The organism is Vogesella amnigena (assembly GCF_042648905.1).
GTDB lineage: Bacteria > Pseudomonadota > Gammaproteobacteria > Burkholderiales > Chromobacteriaceae > Vogesella > Vogesella amnigena.
Window position 1 is genome coordinate 13,001 of the sequence record NZ_JBHRYH010000016.1, and the last position, 21,165, is coordinate 34,165.

Annotated in this window: 16 protein-coding genes; 1 reads left to right on the forward strand and 15 read right to left on the reverse strand. The window is 64.9% G+C overall.

Annotated features, from left to right (window positions below; genetic code table 11):
* Positions 1-23: 23 nt before the first annotated feature.
* The 15 genes from ACFOKJ_RS07090 to ACFOKJ_RS07160 all read right to left on the reverse strand — a co-directional run bounded on the left by ACFOKJ_RS07090 (position 24) and on the right by ACFOKJ_RS07160 (position 19,069).
* Complete coding sequence (locus ACFOKJ_RS07090) at positions 24-911, reverse strand: amino acid ABC transporter substrate-binding protein (protein ID WP_390277879.1); 888 nt, start codon at positions 909-911, stop codon at positions 24-26.
* A 162-nt stretch (positions 912-1,073) separates the two neighbouring features.
* Positions 1,074-4,199 carry a CHASE2 domain-containing protein gene (locus tag ACFOKJ_RS07095; RefSeq protein ID WP_390277881.1) on the reverse strand — a complete coding sequence of 1,042 codons (3,126 nt, stop codon included), beginning with the start codon at positions 4,197-4,199 and terminating at the stop codon, positions 1,074-1,076.
* Positions 4,200-4,238: 39 nt separating this feature from the next.
* Complete coding sequence (locus tag ACFOKJ_RS07100) at positions 4,239-4,829, reverse strand: OmpA family protein (protein WP_390277884.1); 591 nt, start codon at positions 4,827-4,829, stop codon at positions 4,239-4,241.
* Between the two features lie 3 nt (positions 4,830-4,832).
* On the reverse strand, positions 4,833-5,297 hold the full coding sequence (locus tag ACFOKJ_RS07105) for a FecR family protein (RefSeq protein WP_390277885.1): 465 nt from the start codon (positions 5,295-5,297) through the stop codon (positions 4,833-4,835).
* A 329-nt stretch (positions 5,298-5,626) separates the two neighbouring features.
* On the reverse strand, positions 5,627-7,096 hold the full coding sequence (locus ACFOKJ_RS07110) for an amino acid permease (RefSeq protein ID WP_390277887.1): 1,470 nt from the start codon (positions 7,094-7,096) through the stop codon (positions 5,627-5,629).
* Positions 7,097-7,722: 626 nt separating this feature from the next.
* The gene (locus ACFOKJ_RS07115; RefSeq protein WP_390277889.1) at positions 7,723-8,472 is read right to left on the reverse strand and encodes an endonuclease/exonuclease/phosphatase family protein; all 750 of its coding nucleotides are present in this window, start codon (positions 8,470-8,472) and stop codon (positions 7,723-7,725) included.
* Positions 8,473-8,755: 283 nt separating this feature from the next.
* Positions 8,756-12,970 carry an ATP-binding protein gene (locus ACFOKJ_RS07120; RefSeq protein ID WP_390277890.1) on the reverse strand — a complete coding sequence of 1,405 codons (4,215 nt, stop codon included), beginning with the start codon at positions 12,968-12,970 and terminating at the stop codon, positions 8,756-8,758.
* A gap of 10 nt (positions 12,971-12,980) precedes the next feature.
* The gene (locus ACFOKJ_RS07125) at positions 12,981-13,694 is read right to left on the reverse strand and encodes a response regulator (RefSeq protein WP_390277893.1); all 714 of its coding nucleotides are present in this window, start codon (positions 13,692-13,694) and stop codon (positions 12,981-12,983) included.
* A gap of 118 nt (positions 13,695-13,812) precedes the next feature.
* Positions 13,813-14,256 (reverse strand): dihydroneopterin triphosphate diphosphatase, encoded by a 444-nt coding sequence (gene nudB / locus ACFOKJ_RS07130; protein WP_390277895.1) that lies wholly within the window; start codon positions 14,254-14,256, stop codon positions 13,813-13,815.
* Positions 14,253-14,867 (reverse strand): response regulator transcription factor, encoded by a 615-nt coding sequence (locus ACFOKJ_RS07135; RefSeq protein ID WP_390277898.1) that lies wholly within the window; start codon positions 14,865-14,867, stop codon positions 14,253-14,255. The genes nudB and ACFOKJ_RS07135 overlap by 4 nt, the downstream gene beginning before the upstream one ends.
* A 1-nt stretch (position 14,868) precedes the next feature.
* A complete protein-coding gene (locus tag ACFOKJ_RS07140) occupies positions 14,869-16,164 on the reverse strand; it encodes a mechanosensitive ion channel family protein (RefSeq protein ID WP_390277900.1) in 1,296 nt (431 codons plus the stop codon).
* A 55-nt stretch (positions 16,165-16,219) separates the two neighbouring features.
* The gene (lolD, locus tag ACFOKJ_RS07145) at positions 16,220-16,903 is read right to left on the reverse strand and encodes a lipoprotein-releasing ABC transporter ATP-binding protein LolD (RefSeq protein ID WP_390277902.1); all 684 of its coding nucleotides are present in this window, start codon (positions 16,901-16,903) and stop codon (positions 16,220-16,222) included.
* A complete protein-coding gene (locus ACFOKJ_RS07150; protein WP_390277905.1) occupies positions 16,896-18,143 on the reverse strand; it encodes a lipoprotein-releasing ABC transporter permease subunit in 1,248 nt (415 codons plus the stop codon). Before ACFOKJ_RS07150 ends, lolD begins: the two co-directional genes overlap by 8 nt.
* Before the next feature lie 4 nt (positions 18,144-18,147).
* On the reverse strand, positions 18,148-18,360 hold the full coding sequence (locus ACFOKJ_RS07155) for a hypothetical protein (protein WP_390277907.1): 213 nt from the start codon (positions 18,358-18,360) through the stop codon (positions 18,148-18,150).
* Positions 18,361-18,430: 70 nt separating this feature from the next.
* Complete coding sequence (locus tag ACFOKJ_RS07160; RefSeq protein WP_390277908.1) at positions 18,431-19,069, reverse strand: C40 family peptidase; 639 nt, start codon at positions 19,067-19,069, stop codon at positions 18,431-18,433.
* 326 nt (positions 19,070-19,395) lie between these two features.
* Between ACFOKJ_RS07160 and ACFOKJ_RS07165 the strand changes: the two genes are divergently transcribed.
* Positions 19,396-21,054, forward strand: a complete 1,659-nt coding sequence (locus ACFOKJ_RS07165) for an ABC1 kinase family protein (RefSeq protein ID WP_390277910.1) — start codon at positions 19,396-19,398, stop codon at positions 21,052-21,054.
* Positions 21,055-21,165 lie beyond the last annotated feature (111 nt).

Below are 21,165 nucleotides of genomic sequence, written 5' to 3' on the forward strand. Positions count from 1 at the left end.
GGCCAGGCCATGGCGGGTAGCACTCAACGCGCCGGCTGATCGCTTAGCGTGCGCAGATTGGCCTGCAATGCCGGGCTCATCGGCATGGACAGCATTGCCTGCCGTGGCGGAATCGGTGACTGGAACCACAGGGCATACAAGCGGGCAAAGCGTCCGGAGCGCATCAGCCCGGCAATGGCGCCATCCACCAATGCCTTGAACGCCGGGTCGTCCTTGCGCAGCATGCAGGCATAAGGCTCCACCTGCAGCGTGTCGCCCACCACCTCGAATTGCTCCGGGTTGGCCGCATTGGCGCGCATACCGAACAGCAGGATGTCATCCTGCGCCACGGCCGACACCTTGCCCGCCGCCAGCAGGCCAAAGGCATCGGCGTAATCCTTGGCTGGCTGCCACTGCATGTTCAGGCGGTGCTCGTCGCTGTACTGCTGCAATACTTTCAGATTGGTGCTGCCAGCCACGCTGGCCACCTGTTTGCCGGCAAGGTCGGCATAGCTGCCGATACCGTCCGCCTTGCGCACCAGCACGCGGGTGCCGGCGTAGAAGAAATTGATGGAGAAGGCCACATCCTTGCCGCGCGCGACATTATTGGTGGTGGAGCCGCACTCCAGGTCGTAGTTGCCTGCCACCAGCATCGGTATGCGGTTCTGCGCATTCACCGGCAGGTATTTCACTTTCAGATCCGGGCGGCCCAGCCGCTGGCGCACGGCGTCGACAATGGCGTGGCTGAGGTCCACCGAGAAACCCATGATGGTGTCGCCATTGACCACATAGCTGAACGGCACCGCGCTCTCGCGGTAGGACACGGTAATCGTGTTGCTGTCGGCAATTTTCTGCAGGGTATCCGCCTGTGCAGCGGCGACACATAGCGCGCTGCCAAGCAGCACACGCAAAGCAAGGCTAGAGGATGACATATCGGTTCTCCCGTGAAATCCCCTCTGCCGAGCCAGTCGACCCCAGGCAAAACCCGCACTCCCCGTCTTGGCAGACAGCATGCTGCAGCGGGGTTGCTTCAATCTAGGCAGCAAACGCCATATCGCCATGACACAGGTCAAACAGCATTGCCAACGGCCGACTCAGCCCAGATAGCGGGCAATGTCCACTTCGTCGACCTGCTCCGGGCGCAGGAAGCGTTCGCCGTAGCGGCGGTACACGCCGGAGGTAAGAAACAGGTCGAACAGTACCGGGTCGATATGCTGCTCCTGCTTGAAGCGGTAGAGGATGGCCACCGCCTCGGACAGCGTCTTGCCGGCCTTGTATGGCCGGTCCGACGCGGTGAGCGCTTCGAAGATGTCGGCAATCGCCATGATGCGCGCCGGTATCGATAGCTGCTCTGCGGCCAACTGTCGTGGGTAGCCATCGCCACGCAGGGTTTCGTGATGGGTGCCGGCGTATTCCGGCACCCGCTGCAGCGACTTGGGCAAGGGCATCTGGTCCAGCATCACGATGGTCTGGATGATGTGCTCGTTGATCTTGAAACGCTCTTCCTCGGTAAGCGTGCCGCGCCCGACGCTGAGGTTGTACAGCTCACCGTGGTTGTACAGGTAGTGCGGCACTTGCAGGCGAAAGCCGTATTTCGGGTCCAGCGCCTTGCTGGGCGGGCGCGGAACCAGATGCTGCGGTTTGTCGGCCAGCAGCGGCTCCACCGCCGGCAAGGGCTGGGGCGGCTGCCCGGCAAGGCGCAGCTGCTCTTCCTGCGACAAGCCCAGGCGGTCGTCGAAATGGCGTTCCCAGGTCTGGGCGGCAATGCGCTGCAACCGTTCGATGTGTTCCGGCGCCATGTACTCGCCGCCCTGGTTGCATTCGGCGACAAAGGCAAAATCCTGCTGCAGCTCGGCCTCGCGCGCCGCCAGCCGGGCATCGGCGACGGAGGGCTGCTCGCCGTACAGATAGATCGCCTGCCAGCGCTGCAGCCGGGCATCGCGCAGCAGTACCTCGAAGCGGGTGCGGATCTCGTGCAGGCGGTTGTAGATGGTTTCCAGCTTGGTGGCCTTGTCCACCACGTATTCCGGGGTGGTTACCTTGCCGCAGTCGTGCAGCCAGGCGCCGATACGGAATTCGCGCCACTCGTCATCGCTGTGGAAGTTGAAATCGGCCAGCGGCCCCTGCTGTTCGTCGCAGGCGGCCTGGGCCAGCTGGAATGCCAGCTCCGGCACCCGTTCGCAGTGCCCGCCGGTGTAGGGGCTCTTGGTATCGATGGCGCCGGCGATGATCTTGATCATCGCGTCCATCAGGTTCTTCTGCGCCTCTACCAGGTTCTGGTTTTCGATCGCCACCGCCGCCTGGGTGGCCAGCGCCGCCATGAATGGCAACAGCTTGCGATCAAACGGTATCAGCGCCTTGCTGTAGCTGTCGCGGGCATTGAACAGCATCACCACGCCGATGATGTCGCCCTCGCTCAGTTTCATCGGCACCGCCAGCACGGCATGGGCGAAGATGCCGGCAGTCCCCAGCAGCAGCCGGGTGTTGGCCGCAAGCGGGCCGGCTGCCAGCGCCAGGTCATCGATGAACAGCGCCTGTCCGCTGGCGGCCACCTCGCCCGGCACGGTACGGGTGTCGGCCAGGGTATCGGCGGTCAGCGGCACCTGCTGTGCCGGCAGTGCCGACGGGTAGGTATGCAGGGTGAACTGCAGGCTGTTGGGCCCGCTTCTGAGCAGTACCGCGCCGCCTTCGCAGCAGGTGATGTCACAAGCCGCATCCAGCGTGGTGCGCAGCAGCGCCTGGCGCTGGTGCAGCTTGCCCTGCGCGATGCCGCTTTCCACCAGGCTGGCCAGCTTCATGCGCGCATCTGCCAGCCCGGCCAGCATATTGCTGAACAGCAGTGTGACGATTACCAGCACCATGGCAATGCCGACGCTGCCGGCATCGAACAACAACCCGGCAATATGGAACAGCGCCAGGCCAGCAGCGGCCAGCACCAGCAGCAGCAACGCGATCAGCAGCAAGGCCAGCTGCGGTCGCAGCTTGATCTGCCGCAGCAGCGCATTGTCCTCGCGCGGCATCTGCCACAGCAGCATGCCGCCCAGCAGCGCGGTCAGCGCGAGCTCTGCCCAGATGCTCCACCACGGCCGCAGCAGGAAATCCCCATCCAGCAAGGCTTCCATTGCCTGCGCCTGGATCTCGCTGCCAGGCACCAGCTCGCCCAGCGCGGTGTAGTGCATGTCGCCCAGGCCGGCAGCGGTCGGCCCGACCAGCACCAGCTTGCCCTGCAGCAGGGCGGCATCCGCCCGCCCCTGCAGCACGTCCAGCGCCGACACGTAACGCTGCGCGCCGGCGGCCTGGTGGGCAAAGTGCAGGTAGATGTCGCCGCCCGGCTGGGTGGGCACACTCAGCTCGGCCACCTGCAGCAGCTCTACCCCGTGCGGGCCGGTCTGTACCTGGATGCGCGAGGCACCACTGCCGACGCGCAACATTTCCATGGTCATGGACGGCAGCAGCTGCGCATTCACCTGCGCCAGCAGCGGCAAGCGGCGCACCCCGCCGCGCTGGGCATCCAGGCTGAGCAGCCCCTGCCCCTGCGCCGCCATCTGCAGTAGCGGCAGGCTGGCCAGCACTTGCGGGTAATGGCGCACGTAGGGCTGCGGGTCATCGCCCGCCAGCTGCAGCGGCATGCTGCGCATGCCGGCAGAGGTGGTGGGTGCGGGCATATCGAAACCGGCCGCCCCCAGCACGCTGGGCGCCTGCTGCAGGGCCTCGGCCAACAGCACATCATTGCCGGGCAGTGCACGCAGCGCGCCGGCCAGCGCCTGCTGCTGCGCCGGCAGGCGTGCGGCCAACTGTTCCGGCGAGCTCTGGTCTGCTTCCGGCATGTAGATGTCCAGCCCCAGCGCTGCCGGCTGCGCGGCATGGATACGGCGCACCAGCGCCGCCAGCCTGTCGCGTGGCCATGGCCATTGCCCCAGCTGTTTCAGGCTGCGCTCATCGATGGCGACGATGGTGACCGGCTGGCTGCGTGGCTGCCGCGGCAGCAGGCCCTGGTAGCTGTCGAACAGCCAGCCACGCGCCGTCGACATTGGTGCCGCAAGCCGGGCCAGGACGGGCTGCCAGGAGGCTGGCAAGCGCTGCTGCCAGCTGCCTGGCAGATCGCTGGCCAACTGCAGCAGCAACACCAGCAGCAACAGCACGGCAGCAAAGGGTTGGCCGCGCAGCCCGATCAGCCAGCGGCGCAGCCAGTGCGGCAATGGTGTGAAATTTTCAGACATGCTTGGCAGGCTCGATCGCGGGCGATGTCACGGTGCCGCTCAGCGCACCGACACCTCTACCCGCCGGTTGCGTGCTTCGTCCACCCCATCGTCGGTGGGCAGCAGCAGGTCGCGCTCGCCCCGTCCGGTTACCTCCAGCGCGGCAGGCTTCACGCCCTGTTGCTGCAGCAGGTCGGCAATCAGTTGCGCCCGCTGCAGGGACAGCACCTCGTTGTCCTCGGCACGGCCTACCCGGTCTGTATGCCCTATCACCAGGATTTCCGGCACCGGCCGGGTGGCGACATCCTGCTTCAATGCCTCCAGCGTGGCCTGCGATGCCGCCGTCAGCATGTCGCTGCCGGTTTCGAAATACAGCAGGTAGCTGGCTGGACGCCTGGGCTGCGCCTGCAGCAGCGCCCCATAGCGTTTGGCCACGCTGTCCGGGCTTTCGCTACCGCTTGTCAGCTTGCCGTTACTGCGTACCGCCGCGCTCTGATAGGCCTGCGAGATCTCCTGCTCCCCCTGTGCGGTGGTAATCACCACCCTCCCCACACTGCCATCCGGCGCCGGCAGCAGCACCACCTTGTCGCTGGCTGGCTGATGCAGCAAGGCGGCCAGGCCGATGGCAATGACAACAACGGCTGCATCCATGTATCAGTCCTCCCCCGGCTCAGCTTCCAGAATGAATTCCGTGCCACGTACCCCCAGGGTCATGGTGCGGGTCTTGTACTGCACGGCCTCCGGCGAGTGCTTGACGATGGCGCCGGAAATGGCCGACAACCGCCCCTTGCGCAGCGTGGTCTGCATGGCGCCGGTCTGGCTGAGCGGGTCGAAACGGAAGGCATCCAGCCGCAGCTCGCTGTTTGCACCGGCCGACAGGATGCTGCTGTCGCGCATCACGATGCCCACCGAACTGGCGCTGCCGGTGCGCACCACATCCTCGGCCAGCAAGGCAAAACCGGGAGCCGGTGTCACCGTGACGGCCCCGCGCTGCACCTGCACCGCCCCGCTGATGGTCTTGATGGTGCCGATACTGTCATAAGCGGCCAGCGACCACTGGCTGCACAGCAAACCCACAAGCAGCGGTAGCCGCCGCACCGCTGTTTTCATCCACTGCATATCCGCCTCCCGCCCCCCTGGCTGCCGCACCGTGCGCGCCACCACTCCTCAGTCTATGCGGCCATCTTGATAAATCATCATGAAAATGCGCCTGCGGATATCACTAAAGCAAAACGGCCAGCGCGCATGCGCTAGCCGTGAGAGGGTTGGCAACATCCTTTTGCCACGCGAAAGGATGTTGCGTTGTAAACGGGAAGGCTGCCGATGCAAACACCTGACAGGGGCGGCCCGGCTTTGCCGGGTCCGGTGACGCGTGAACAGTCAGCTTGTCTGCAGCCTGGCGGCCAGCGCACATGCGCTGGCCGTGAGTTGCCTACCGTGAATCGTAGTTACACCCTGCCGGTCTGCAGATCGACCTCATGCAGTGCCACTACCTGGCTGCGGTGGCGCAGCTTGTAGCCCAGCCACAGCAGCAGAAACAGCGGAATGCCGATATAGGTGGCAATCACCCCCACCCAGTCCACCCGCGAGCCGGTGAACGCCGCATAGTTCTGCCCCAGCATCACCACCAGGCAGATGCCGAATGCCAGCAGCGGCCCCAGCGGGAACCAGCGCGCCCGGTACGGCAGCGTATGCAGCTCGCCACCCTGGTGCAGATAGGCGCGGCGGAAGCGCACATGGCACACCGCGATGCCCAGCCAGGCGATGAAACCGGTCATGCCGGAGGCGTTGAGCAGCCACAGGTAGACACCCTTTTCATCCACCAGCGAGGTAAGGAAGCACAGCGAAGCCACCGCCGTGGTGGCCAGCAGCGCGCGGCGCGGCACCCCACCCGGCGACAGCCTGGCAAGCGCGCGCGGCGCCATGCCGTGCAGTGCCATGTTGTGCAGCATGCGGGTGGAGGCATACAGACCGGAATTACCCGCCGACAGGATGGCGGTAAGAATCACCGCGTTCATCACCCCTGCCGCCAGCGCAAAGCCGGCACGCTTGAATACCAGGGTGAACGGGCTGGCGCCCACGTCCTCCATGCCGGTCTTGAGCATGGACGGATCGTTGTATGGCAGGATCAGGCCGATGATCAGGATCGCCAGCACGTAGAACATCAGGATGCGCCAGAACACCTGCTTCACCGCGCGCGGAATGGTGGTGGCCGGGTCGGCGGATTCGCCGGCGGCCACGCCGATCAGCTCGGTACCCATGAAGGAAAAGCCCACCACCATGGCGGCGGAAATGAAGGCCGGAATGCCGCCGACAAACGGCGCGTCGCCGGTTTCGAACACCTGCAGCCCCGGGGTGAACTGCGCCGGGTGGCTGCCGCTCATGATGCCGAAGATCATCAGCGTGCCGGTAACGATGAAGGCGATGATGGTGATGACCTTCAGCAGCGAGAACCAGTATTCCGATTCGCCAAAGCCCTTCACCGAGATGTAGTTGAACAGGAACACGATGCCGAGGAACAGCGCGCTCCACACCAGCCCCGGCACGCCGGGGAACCAGTACGCCATGATGATGGCCGCCGCGGCCAACTCCACCGCCACGGTTACCGCCCAGCTGAACCAGTAGTTCCAGCCCAGGGCAAAGCCAAATGCCGGGTCGACGAAACGCGAACCATATACCTGGAACGAACCGGACACCGGCAGGTAGGCCGCCATTTCGCCCAGGCTGGTCATCAGGAAATACACCATCAGGCCGATGACGCCATAAGCCAGTAGCGCCGTGCCGGGGCCGGCGGTAGCCACGGTGGCGCCGGAGGCCAGGAACAGGCCGGTGCCGATGGAGCCGCCAATGGCGATCATCGACAGGTGGCGGGCCTTCAGCTCCCGGCGCAGCCCAGCGTCGCTGTGCTGTTGTTGCATGTTTTTCTCCTTGTGTGTGCTCTGTCACCCCGCGCACGGCGGGGTGCGACACATTGGCGATATCCGGCGCCAAAGTCGATACGAAATAGCGACAGATAATTATTGCGAACACACTTTTTGCCGACTTTCGCCGCAAAACATGCCGGCAACATGACAACAACCCCACTTCCTTGCCCCTGGAAACCATGAAAAAAGCCACCCGCATGGGGTGGCCATCACAGAGACCTTCTACAGTGGCGAAGCGGCAAGCCTGAGGGACAATCTGGCTCTGCGTAACCCCGGATGCGCTGATTTCCCCGGATGCGCCGTTGGCTTATCCGGGCTACAAGTACCCATGTTGGTCGCATGCCGTTACCGGCTTGCGGCCAAGGTCTTGTTTGCAAGACTCACGCGCCATCAACCGACTCCGCCCCCCGGCCTCGTAGCCCGGTTTGGTTGCCCGGTTTGGTTGCCCGGTTTCGTAGCCCGGATAAGCGCAGCGCATCCGGGGAAAGTCAGCGCATCCGGGAAAGTCAGAGCATCCGGGAAAGTCAGCGCATCCGGGAAAGTCAGCGCATCCGGGGAAAGTCAGCGCATCCGGGGAAATATCAGCCCCCCCCAGGAAACACAGCACACCCGAGCCAGCTTCAATGCCGGCTGCGCAGCCGCACCCGCGCCTGCAGCGGCAGGTGGTCGGACAGATGCGACCACGGCTGGCCGTGGCACACCGCCACCGATTCCACCTCCAGCCCGCGCAGGTAGATGCGGTCCAGCGACAGCAGCGGCAGCCGCGCCGGGAAGCTGCGCGCATGGCGGCCGGTGTGGCTGACAAAGGCTTCGGTCAGGCCGGTGGCGGCCTTCAGGTGCTCGTCGGCCTCGCGCTGCCAGTCGTTGAAGTCGCCAGCCAGGATCAGCGGCATGTCGGCGGGAATGTGCTGGCGGATGTAGCGCAGCAACACCTGGTACTGGCGGCGGCGGTCACGCGCCAGCAGGTTGAAGTGGCCGCACAGGCAGGCCACCGGCTGGCTCCAGCCCTGCGGCTGGATCAGGGTGTGCAGCAGGCCGCGCTGCTCCAGCCGGTTTACCGTCAGGTCATGGTTGGCCGTGGCGGCAATGGGAAAGCGTGACAGCACCGCATTGCCGTGGTGGCCGTGGTCGTAACGCGCGTTCATGCCGTAGCTGGCATGGCGTGTCAGCTGCCCGGCCAGGAAATCGTGCTGCGGCCAACCCCGGTGCTGCTGTTCGCGCCCGAGATGGCGGCCCTGCACTTCCTGCAGGAACAGCACATCCGGGTCCAGCCCCTGCAGCGCGCCGGCGATTTCCGGCATCAATGCCCGCCGTCCTAGCGGCGACATCCCCTTGTGCAGGTTGTAAGTGACTACGCTGATGCTGTTCATGATCTGTCCTGTGGGCACCCGTGCGTCAGGCTTCGTTTTCGCCATGGCGGCAGCTGCTGCGCCGCCGTGACTTTCAGCTTAGCTGCCCGGCACTGGCTTGCCTTGCGCACCGACAAACGGTCATCTCGAAAAATTCCAGCTTTCGTCGCGATACCGCGTTGCTCACGGAAAATTTCTCCTTACATATCAAACATATGCTGCGTCGATAGTTTCGCTCGCGCCTTGTCTCGCCGCATTATCTCAATTGGAAACCCGGGTTTTTCGAGGCGCCCAAGCAGTCATCTCATTCCGCCATCGCGGCCACGCTGTGCTGCAGTTGCTGTAGTGCCTGCTGCAGCTGCTGCCAACCAGCAGCCAGCGTGCTGTCGTCACCGGCGCGGGCGCTGGCTTCCAGCGCGGCGGCGGCCTCGGCCAGCGCCAGCGCTCCCACCATGCGGCTGGCACCCTTGATGCGGTGGGCGGCAAAGGCGGCGCGCTCGGGGTTGGCCGCAGCCACCGCCTGCTGCAGGGTGAGCATGTCTTCCTGGTTGCTATCCAGAAAATCGGCCAGTATCTCGCGCTCCACCGCCGTATCGCCATTGCTGTAGATGGCCAGCGCGCTGCGGTCCAGCACCGGCGTCACGGCGGCCGGCGGCGGCACCGGTTGTGGCTGCTGTGGCACGAAACCGGTGTGATGCAGCCATTTGTCCAGCATGCTGCGGAGCGACTCCAGCCCCAGCGGCTTGGGCAGGAAATCGTCCATGCCGGCCTCGCGGGTCTTGTCCACCTCTTCCTGGCTGGCATTGGCGGTACAGGCGATGATGGGAATGCGGCGGGCATCTTCCAGCGCGGACTCGTAGTAACGGATGGTGCGCGCCAGTTCGTAGCCATCCATATTCGGCATGTGGCAGTCGGTAAGGATCAGCGCATACGGCTGTTTCTGCCATTGCTGCAACGCTGCCACGCCGTCTTCTGCCATGTGCAGCGGGTAGCCCAGCAGTTCGAACTGTTTGCCGACCAGCTTGCGGTTGGTGGGATTGTCTTCCACGAACAGCACCGGCAGCTGGCGTGGCACCGCCGGCTGGCGCAGCGACTGCACCGGCAGCACGGGCTCGGCGGCATCGCCGCTGACCTTGGCCAGCGTCAGCTGCAGCGCCACCGTGGTGCCCACGCCCGGCTCGCTGCGCATGTCCACCTGCCCGCCCATCAGCGTGGCCAGCCGGCGGCAGATGGCCAGGCCAAGCCCGGTGCCGCCGAAGCGCCGCGTGGTGCTGCTTTCCGCCTGGGTGAAGGGTTCGAACAAGTTCGCCATCTGCTCCGGCGCCACACCAATGCCGCTATCCTGCACTTCGAAACACAGGGTCTGCTGCTTGTCGCTGTCGGCCAGGCAGCGCACTCGCAGGGTAACGCTGCCGTGGGCGGTGAATTTCAGCGCATTGCTGCAGAAGTTGTGCAGGATCTGCCGCAGGCGCAGCGGGTCCAGCAGCAGCCGTGGCGCCAGCTGCGGGTCCACCTCCAGCTGCCACTGCAGGCCCTTGCGCGTTGCCGCCTCGCGGTAGAACTGCTGCAGTTTGCCCAGCAGGCCGGCTACCTCCACCGGCTCCGGCACGATATCCAGCTTGCCGGCCTCGATCTTGGAAAAGTCGAGAATGTCGTCGAGCAGGCGCAGCAGGGTCTGCGCCGAGTCCTGGATGGTTTCCAGGCTATCGCGCTGGCCGGCATCCAGCGCGGAAAGCGACAGCAGCTCCAGCATGCCCAGCACACCGTTCATCGGCGTGCGAATCTCGTGGCTGATGGTGGCAAGAAAGGCACTCTTGGCGCGGTTAGCCTGTTCGGCCTGGTCGCGGGCCAGCAGCAGCTCCATTTCCTGCTGCTTCAGTTCGGTAATGTCGGCGTAGATGCACACCGAGCCGCCAGAGGGGATGGCGTGGTCGTTCAGCTGGTACCAGCGCTCGCCGATGCTGATCTGGAAGGTGGCCTGCCCGCTGGCGTGCCGCCGCAGCCGCTCGGCCACCCATTGTTCCTGGCTGTACTGGTCTTCCGGATGTTCGATGCGCGCCAGGGCGGTGCGCACCAGCTGTTCGAAACTGCGCCCCTGCAGGCTGGCCGGCGGCTCGTTGCTGCCGATCAGCTCGGCATAGCGCCGGTTGCACAGCACCAGCTGGTCTTTGCTGTCGAAGAAGGCAAAGGCTTCTTCCAGCGATTCCAGCGCCACCTCCAGCTGCAGCCGCGCGGCGGCGGCTTCATCACGCGCCAGGCGCAGCGCTTCGCGCACCGCGCGGCGCTCGGTGATATCCACCAGCGACAGGATCATGCCCGGTGATTCACCAGGCAGCGGCAAGGCCTGGCCGCCCAGCAGCACCCAGATGCGCTGCCCGCCCACACGCAGGCATTCCACTTCCAGGCCGTCGGCAAGCTGGCACAACTGCTCGCGCAGTACCGGCCATGGCGTCTCCTCTGCCAGCAGTTCCGGCAGGGCCATGCCATCCAGCCCTGCCGAAGCCACGCCAAACAGCCTGCAGGCGGCCTGGTTAGCACGCACGATGACATGGTTGGCATCCACCCGCAGCAAACCGACCGGCGATGTGCTGTAGATGGCTTCTTCCATCTGCAGCACCTGGCGCAGGTGGCGCTCGGTAGCATGGCGGCGGTCTTCCTCGGCATAGAAACCGGCAATGCTGCTGCCTGCGGCCAACAATGGCTGCAGCGCCACGCAGGCAGCCGGTGCCAGCTCCGGCAGCATCACCGCCACCAGCAGCACATTGCGGCTGTCGATGCTGACCGGCAACACACTCCAGCCATCCTGCTGCAGTGGCTGCTGTGCCTGCGGCAGGATGGCCTCGGTCGGCTGACTGCACAGCTGCTGCAGCCAGCCGGGTAGCTCGGCATCGCCGACTCTGGCGCGGCGATGAAAACGCTGCTGGCCGTCACTATCCTGCTCCAGCACCAGCAAGACTCCGGCAGGCGCGGCGCTGTAGTGCAGCAGGCGCTCCAGCAGCTCGCGATAGACCGTCTGCCGCGGCCGGCGGGCAAACAACAGACTCTGGATATGGTGGATGGCGCCCAGCAGCCCCATGCTGCGCGACAGCGAGACTTCCGCCTCGTGGCGCTCCTGCTCGTTGCGCACGATCAGCAGAAAACGGTCACTGCCATCGCCCAGCGCCGACAGGGCGATCTCGGCGTGAAAGAGGCTGCCATCACGACGACAGCCAAGGCCGGTCAGCGCCCTGCCCTGGCCGGCAGAGGCAAGCCAGGCCTGCTCCAGTTGCGGGCATTGCAGCAGCTCGGCAATGGGCATGCCGTGCAGGCTGTCGCGCGCATGGCCGAACATGCTGGCCGCCCCCAGGTTGGCCACCTGCACCCGCCGGTCGGCATCCACTGTGAGAATGGCATCGGTGGCGGCATCCAGCACCCGCTGCATGCGCCGTAACGGCCGCAGGATGCTGCTGCGCATGCGCCACCACAGATACAGGTACAGCCCGAGTGCCAGCAGGCTGAAGCTGCCATGCAGCAGCAGCTGGTTGCGAAACCCCTGCTGATACTGGCTGACCTGCTGCGACATGCGGGTGGTCAGCTGCTGGAACAGCGCCGACAGCTCAGTGCCCAGCCGGGCGTTGAGCTGCCGGTAGGATTGCTGCGGCAGGCTGCCTGCGCCGCCGCTATCCAGCAGCTGCTGTTGCTGCCGCGTGGCGTGATGCAGCTGGTCGATCACCGCGCTCAGCCGCAGCAGCGACTGTTGCAGCGCCGGGTCGGCCACAAACTGCAGGCCGCTGCGCAGGCTCACCAGCAGCAAGGCACCTTTTTCCTGGCGACGCAGCTGCTCGTATTCCTCGCTGCTGTTGAGGTGGCGGGCAAAATAGCCACGCTGCAGCAAGGCGGCGGACTCGGCCTGCAGCATGTAGCTCATGCTCCACAGTTCGTACTTGAGCATGGCCAGCCGGTTCAGCACCGGGTCGGACTCATCCGCCAGCAGAAAGCTGTCCTGCTGCAGGATCTTGTCCTGCACATCGAATAGCGGGCCGATGCTGTAATGCCAGCCGGCCAGTGCATTTTCGTCGATGGTGCCGGTCTGCTGCAGCAGCCGATCCACCATCTCGCGACGCTGGCGCAGCAGCTGCAGGTATCGCTGCAGGCTGTCCAGCTGCGGCTGGATGCGTTGCTGGCGCAGGGCATTGGCTTGCGGCAACAGCTGGCGGAACTGACTATCCACCTGCTGCCGTACGGCGGCCAGCTCTGCCAGCTGCGCCTGGCTGACAGCGGCGTGGCGGAAAATCAGCGCCAGCGTCAGCACATGCTCGCGCGACAGTTCGCGGGTGGCGGCGAACATCTGCTGGTTGGCCTGGTTAAGCGCCTCGTGCTCCTGCGCCTTGCGATAGCCAACGTAGTCCGACCACAGCAGCAACAGCGACGCCAGTAGCTGCAATGCCCCCAGCAGCAGCACGGTGAACTGGATGGCACGGCCGATGGCGCGTGTCTGGCTGCTGGCGCTGGTCTGTGCGCTGGCGGCTGGCGTAATCATTGCTGCCCGGTTAGCCCTGGCCGTCCTGCGGGCGCACCAGCACCATGGACGTCACCCCGAAACGATCGCCAAATTCGCGCAGCACCCGCAGCTGGGTGCGGGTGATCACCGCGCCGCGCTGCAGCAGCAGATGGCCGTCCTGACTGCGCAGGTCGGCGCCCAGAATGCTGCCGGCTTTCACCTGTTCCAGCGTCATGCTTTCCACCGGCGTCTGGTCGTCGTCCATGCGCTGGGCAGCCTCGGCGATCAGTTCGCTGAACAGGTACTTGTCATGGCGGGTGCCGGTGGGAATGTTGCAATAGGCAAACGGATCGGGCTCCGGGCGCTGGCGCGACATGGCCTCCAGCAAGTGGCGCTCCAGCTCCGCCGGCTTGGGTGGCTTGATGACGAAACCATCGGCATGCAGCCGTGCCGCCAGCAGGATCACCTCGCGCTCGGCATGGCCGGACAGAAACACGAAAGGCAGCGTGGACGCATTCAGCGTCATGCCACAGCGGATTTCCTTCAGCAGATCCATGCCGTTGATCGGCTCCATCTGCAGGTCGCACAGCACGATATCCACGGTCTTGGCATCGAGCGCCCGCTTGGCGGTGGCGCCGTCTACCGCCTGATGGATGTTTTCCTCGCTGACGCCCAGTTCGCGCAGCGTTCTGACAATCAGCGAGCGCACCAGCATCTGGTCATCAACTACCAGCACCCGCAGCTTGTCGTAAGCAAGCTTCATGACGCTCTCCAGATTTATTGCTACTCATGACGTCATGATAGCCCCGCCAGCGCCGCAGGGTTATTGATAAGAAATAACTAAAGAGAAAGGCGGGTATTAATAGCAAATACTGTGGCAACTATGTCATCAATCTTGCTTTCGCCAGTTTTTTTATGGCATCAGCATTAGATGGCGAGAACACCAGCTCGGCCGCCTGCTGCCATGGCAGCCACTGCCAGGCCAGGTGTTCGCCCGCCGCCAGCTGCACCGGCTGCGGTGCCGGCAGCTGCAGGCTGAATACGTGCTCGGTGTTGTGGGTGACGCCCGGCGCGTAGCGGTGGCGCCAGTGCGGGTAGATTTCGTAGACGTTCTGCTGCTGCCAGTCATGCAGGCCCACCGCATCGATGCCGGTTTCCTCCAGCACTTCGCGGCGGGCGGTATCGCTCAGCGCCTCGTCGCCTTCGCGGCTGCCGGTGACCGACTGCCAGTAACCGGGGCGGTCGGCACGCTCGATCAGCAGTATCTGCAGGTCGGGCGTGTGGATCACCACCAGTACCGACACCGGCTGCTTGGGCGCCTTCATGCCTTGCCCCCCTGGCTGTCGAGGATGCTGATCAGCCCGGCCAGCTCCACCGCCGACTTCACGCCCATCTTGTCGAATACCCGCGCGCGGTGCACTTCCACCGTTTTCATGCTGATGGCCAGCTCCTCGGCGATCTGCTTGTTGAGCAGCCCCACCAGGATCAGCTGCATCACTTCACGTTCGCGCTCGGTCAGCGTCTGCAGCGCGTCCTGTACCTGCTGGCGGCGCTGGTGGCGGCTGCGCGCCTCGCTGTCGCGCGCCAGGCACGCTTCCACCAGCCGCAGCAGGTGCTGGTCGTCGAACGGTTTTTCCAGGAAATCCACCACGCCCTGCTTGAATGCCGCCACCGCGTGTGGCACGTCGCCATGCGCGGTGAGCATCAGCACCGGCGGGCAGTACGGCCATGCGGCCAGCTTTTCCAGCAGCATGATGCCGCTCATGCCGCCCATGCGCAGGTCGACGATCAGGCAGTTGCAGCTGGCTGCCGTGGTGTCGGCCAGGAAGGCTTCAGCACTGTCGTAGCCGCTTACCGCCAGGCTGGGGGACTCCAGCAGCCACAGCAGCGACTGGCGCACCGCCAGATCATCGTCGATTACTGCCAGTCGTTGCATGTCACATCCCTCCTGCCGCGGCAGCCTCGCCTACCACCCGCACTTCGCGCTGCGGGTAGGGAATATCGATGCCGTGCTCGCCAAACAGTTGCCAGATACGCAGGTTGATATCGGAACGCAGCCCCAGCATGCCGTTTTCCGGGTCCAGCACCCAGATGCCCAGCTCCAGGTTGATGCCGGAGTCGGCAAACGCCACCACGAAGGCAGCCGGCGCCGGGTCCGGCTTCACCCGCGGGTGCTCGGCGGCCTCGCGCAGCAGCTCCAGTGCACGGGGCAGATCGGTACCGTAGGCCACCTGCACCGGCAGGCTGATCCACAATGCCTTGTCGGAATAGGACTGGTTGACCACGGTGTTGGCAATCAGGGTGTCGTTCGGCACCAGCGCCTCGGAGCCGTCGGCGGTTTTCAGCACCACGTAGCGCGAGGTGATCTTGCTCACGTAGCCGGTGCGGTTTTCCACCATCAGCCGGTCGCCGATGCGGATGGAACGATCCAGCAGGATGATGAAACCGGACACGTAATTGCTGGCGATCTTCTGCAAGCCGAAACCCAGGCCCACGCCCAGCGCGCCGCCGAACACCGACAGCACGGTGAGGTCGATGCCGACGATGGGCAGCGCAATCAGCACCGCCACCACGATCAGCAGTGTGCGCGCCAGCTTGCTGAACACGATGCGCAGGCTCAGGTCCACCTCGGACAGCCGCATCACCCGCGCCTCGATCAGCTTGCTCACCCACATGGCGCCCACCATCACCACCGACACCCATACCAGCGCGGACAGGATCATCAGCAGGTTGATGTGGTTCTTGCCGATGCGGAAGCTGATCGACTCCATCCAGTCCAGCACCACGGTATCGATGCCTACCGCCCAGCTGGCAAAGCCCAGCCACAGCAGCATGGAGACAAAGTGCTCGCTGCTGCGCTCGAAGCGGCCGCTGGGCAGCGCATGGCGCACCACGGCGGTAAGGATGCGGATCACCGACAGCCAGAACAGCAGCGTGGCGGCCACGATCAGCAGTTCGGAACGATGCCCCTGCAACAGCTGCCAGCCCAGCCCGGCCAGCTGCGTCAGCAGCTGCGCCGACAGCGGAAACACCAGCCGGAACGCCAGGTATTTGCCGAACGACCAGCTGCCGCCAGCCGGCAGCACGAACCAGCGCGCGTAGATGCGGCGACTCAGCACATAGGCCAGCACCACGCACAGCGTGGCGATACCCAGCTCCAGCCAGCCGGTCGGCCCCTGCAGGGCGGCCATCAGGCGATCGAAAGTCAGCGGTTCGGTACCGTGTCCCAGCATGCAAACTCCTTGTGAATCGGACTATCGGTTTAGTGGGATCAGATGCCGCCGGTTGTCAGGCAGCTGCGCTCAGCCCGTCCGGCCCCAGCGTCAGCACGCGGCCAACCTTGCTGGCCAGCTCGTGGTCGTGAGTCACGATCACCAGGCTGGTACCCAGGTTGACGTTCAGCTCCAGCATCAGCTGGAACACCGCGTCGGCATTGCCACGGTCCAGATTGCCGGTGGGCTCGTCGGCCAGCAGGCAATCCGGGCGCGTTACCAGCGCGCGGGCAATGGCGGCCCGCTGGCGCTCGCCGCCGGACAGCTCGCCCGGCTTGTGCTGCAGCCGCGCGCCCAGCCCCACCTGCTGCAGCATGGCCGTAGCCTGCGCAGCGGCTTCATGACGCGGCAGGCGGCGGATCAGCAGCGGCATCATCACGTTTTCCAGCGCGGTGAATTCCGGCAGCAAGTGGTGGAACTGGTAGACAAAGCCCAGGTGGCGGTTGCGCAGCTCGCCCAGCGCCTTCTCGCCGATACCGGCCAGCGGCTGGCCCATCAGGCGGACTTCGCCACTGCTGGGGCTGTCCAGCCCGCCCAGCAGGTGCAGCAAGGTGCTCTTGCCGCTGCCGGAGGCGCCGACTATCGCCAGCCGCTCGCCGCGGCCAACGGTGAGATCGATGCCGCGCAGCACTTCCACGTCCAGCTCGCCCTCGCGGTAACGGCGTGACAGCTGGCGGCAGGCCAGTACTTCATTATTCATAGCGCAAAGCCTCCGCCGGACGGGTACGCGCCGCGCGCCAGCTGGGGTACAGCGTGGCCAGCAGCGACAGCAACAGCGAGATCACCGCGATGGTGCCGACATCGGTGACCTGCACATCCACCGGCAGGAAATCGATCAGGTACACCTCACTGGACAGCAGCCGCGCGCCGATGATCTGCTCGATGGCATGCTGCACGCTGCCCAGATTGAACGCCAGCAGCAGGCCGCCGGCCACCCCGGCCACCGTACCCAGCACCCCGGCCACCGAGCCCTGGATCACGAAGATCTTCATGATGCTGGCCGGGCTGGCACCCAGGGTGCGCAGGATGGCGATATCCGCCTGCTTGTCGGTCACCACCATCACCAGCGTGGACACCAGGTTGAAGGCCGCCACCGCCACGATCAGCGTCAGGATGATGAACATCATGCGTTTTTCGATCTGCACCGCGCGGAAGTAATTGCTGTTCATGTCGGTCCAGTCGCTGGCCACCTGGTTGGCCGCCAGCTTGCCGGCCAGCTCGGCCTTCAGCTGCGGTGCCAGCATGGCGTCGTCCAGCTTCAGCCGCACGCCGGACACATCGTGCCCCAGGCGGAACAGCACCTGCGCGTCGCGCAGCGGAATCATCGCCAGCGAGGCGTCGTACTCGAACATGCCGGCCTTGAAGATGCCGCTGACGGTGAACTGTTTCAGCCGCGGCATCATGCCGGCCGGGGTGACATTGCCCTGCGGCGTGATCAGCGTCACCTTGTCGCCCACTTCCACCGCCAGTGCGCGCGCCAGTTCCACCCCCAGCACGATGTTGAAACTGCCCGGCTGCAGCGATTCCAGCTTGCCGCGCAGCATCTCGTCGCCCAGCGTCACCACCCGGCGCTCGCTGGCCGGATCGATGCCACGCACCAGCGCGCCACGCACATTGCCACCGCTGGACAGCAGGCCTTGCGCGTTGACATAGGGCGCGGCCGCCACCACGTGCGGCTGCCTGGCCAGCGCCTGCTGCAGCGGCTGCCAGTCCGGCAGGCGGCCGTCGTAGCTGGACACCTCCAGGTGCGACACCACCGCCAGCATGCGGCCGCGGATCTCCTGCTGGAAACCGTTCATTACCGACAGCACCACGATCAGCGCCGCCACGCCCAGCGCGATGCCGATCACCGACAGCAGGGAGATGAAGGAGATGAAACCGTTGCGACGGCGTGCGCGCAGATAGCGCAGGCCGATGAAAGCTTCGAAGTTCAGATGCACGGGATCAGCCTTGGTACGGGTTTTCCAGCCGCTGCATCAGCGCCACCAGGAAGCTGCGCACCTGCTGTTCGTCGCAGCCCATCAGGATGGCGTCTTCAAATGCGTCTTGCGCCATCTGTGCCAGCTCTTCCATGTTTTCGGTCATTACCTTCACCTTCTCGGTGCAGGACACCACGCTGCCATCGGGGGCATGCCAGATCGGCAATTCCAGATTCATGCTTCACCTTGCAAATGTCGATGCCCGCGACTGCGGGCATCCGGTCTGTACTGGGCGGCTTGCCACCACCTCAACTGCGCTTCTTCACCACGCGCTTTTTCTTGCTGGGCGACTTGGCGGATTTGCCGGACTTGCTGGCCACCGCCTCGCTGCTGCGCTTTTTGCGGCTGCTGGTGACAACTTTCTTGCGGCTGCTGCTGGCCGGCTTTTCCGCCACGCTGCTCACCGGCACCTCGGCCACCTGTGCGCCACGCGTCACCCGGCGTGCGCCGTTATAGCGGCTCACCCAGTAGCTCTGGCTCATATTGGCCACCTGGATGTTCTTGCCGGTGCGGGGAGAGTGAATGAACTTGCTGTTGCCCAGATAGATGCCGACGTGGGAATAGCGGAAGCCACGGGTATTGAAAAAGACCAGATCACCCGGCTTCAGTTCATCCTGCCCGATCTCGCGGCCAACCTGCGCCATCTCGGCGGCGGTGCGCGGCAGGTTCACGTGCAGCGATTTCTTGAACACGTACTGGATGAAGCCGGAGCAATCCAGCCCGGATTCCGGGCTGTTGCCGCCAAAGCGGTAGGCCACGCCCAAGAGGCTCATGGCCTGCAGCAGCAGATCGCCCACGGCCTCTTCGCCCGGGCTGGCAAAGCGCGCGATCGGGTCGCCGCCATCGGCATCGGCGCTCTTGTCCGGCGCGGCCTGGGCAAGTGCCATGCAGCCTGCCAGCACGCAGGCAAGCAAATAGTGGAAAAATTTCATAGCGTAAAGGGACAAACCCAGACGGACTTGGTTCGGCCGGGCCAGGCCCGGTTGCCGCCTGCCCGCATGCGGGGTGAGCCGGTTGGAACAAAACGACCTGCACAATACCATCACCGGCGGCGGCAACCAAGCCGCAATCGCCCGCGCAGCCGCCGCTGCCTGCCCATGCTATTGTGCCGCCGGGGCGATTCCCCGATACTTGTTTGCCATTTTCTGCCACCTGCGCGCCTGTCGCGCCCCGCCCGGAACGGCCTGCCATGCTCAGAGAAACCCTGATTGCAATGCGAGACCTGCCCCGCCTGAAAGAGATCAGCGGCATCCTGTTTCGCCATGGCCTGGGGGAATTCGCCCAGCGGCTGCGGCTGCCACGCGCGGTGGAAAAAGCCGGCCAGTGGCTGAACATCCCCTTTCCCGACCCGGCCAACGCCATTCCCACCCCGATACGGCTGCGCCGCGCCTTCGAAGAGCTGGGGCCAACTTTCATCAAGCTGGGACAGATCCTGTCCACCCGTGTCGACATGTTCGCGCCGGAGTGGATCACCGAATTCGAAAAGCTGCAGAACACCGTGCCGCCGATTCCGGATGCGCAGCTGGCCGCCACGCTGAAACAGGCGCTGGGCGCGCCGCCGGAGGAAATCTTCGCCGAGTTCGACCACAACCCCATCGGCTCCGCCTCCATTGCCCAGGTGCACCGTGCGGTGCTGAAAGACGGCACCGTGGTGGCGGTGAAGCTGCGCCGCCCCGGCATCGTGGAAAAGGTGGAGGCCGACCTGCGCATCCTGGAACACCTGGCGCACCTGGTGGAGCTGGAGTTCGCCGACGCGCGGCGCTTCCAGCCATCGGAAATCGTGCAGCAATTCGCGCGCTCGCTGCGCCGCGAGCTGGACCTGGCGGTGGAAGCACGCAATATGGAGCGCTTCGGCAAGGATTTTGCCGGCGATGCCTATATCCGCGTACCGCGCGTGCACTGGGACTACACCAACCCGGCGGTAAATGTGCAGGACTTCGTGGACGGCCTGTCCGCCACCCCGGTGGATGCGCTGCCCGCCGCCGGACTCGACCCGGCGCTGCTGGCCAAGCGCGGCGCCGACGCGGTGCTGAAGATGATCCTGCTCAATGGTTTCTTCCACGCCGACCCGCACCCGGGCAATGTGATCTTCCTGCCGGACAACATCATTGCCTTCATCGACTTCGGCATGGTTGGCCGCCTGTCGCACAAGCGCCGCGACGAGATCGTGGACCTGCTGGCGGCACTGGCCGAGCGCGACGAGCGCGGCATGATGAACGTGCTGCTGGAATGGACCGGCAGCACGCCGGTGGACGAGGAGCAGTTTGCCGAGGACATCGGCGAGATGCTGTTCCAGTACGACCACGTGCCGCTGAAAAACCTCAATATGTCGCAGCTGATCAACGACATCATGGCGCTGATCCGCGATCACGGCATCGTGCTGCCGCCGGACATGGCCATGCTGTTCAAGGCGCTGCTGACACTGGAAGGCCTGGGCCGCCAGCTCGACCCGAACTTCCAGCTGGTGGAGCACCTGTCGCCGTTCGTGCGCCAGCTGATCCTGGCGCGCTACGACCCGCGCAACTTCCTGATGCGCAGCAAGCAGACGCTGCGCGAGGGCTTCGGCATGATTGCCGACCTGCCGCGCGACATCATCCGCATCGGCAAGGACATCCGTCACGGCAAGTTCCGCATCAACCTCGACCTGAAGCGGCTGGAACAGTTCGGCCACCAGCTGGACAAGAGCGTGAACCGCCTGACCATGGGCATCGTCACCGGCTGCCTGATCATCGGCTCTTCCATCGTGATGACGGTAAAGGGCGGCCCCACCCTGTTCGGCCTGCCGCTGTTCGGCTTTCTCGGCTTCATGGTGGCTTTCTTCAACAGCATGTGGCTGATCTGGTCGATCTGGCGTGCCGGCAAGAACCTATGACAACGGCGCCGGCCGGCCCGACCTGGCTTTCCAGGCGGATATTTGATAGTAAACGCGACAAACTGAGCTAAGCATTTGCCCACCAATGCCGATATAGGCTGCAGACAGCAG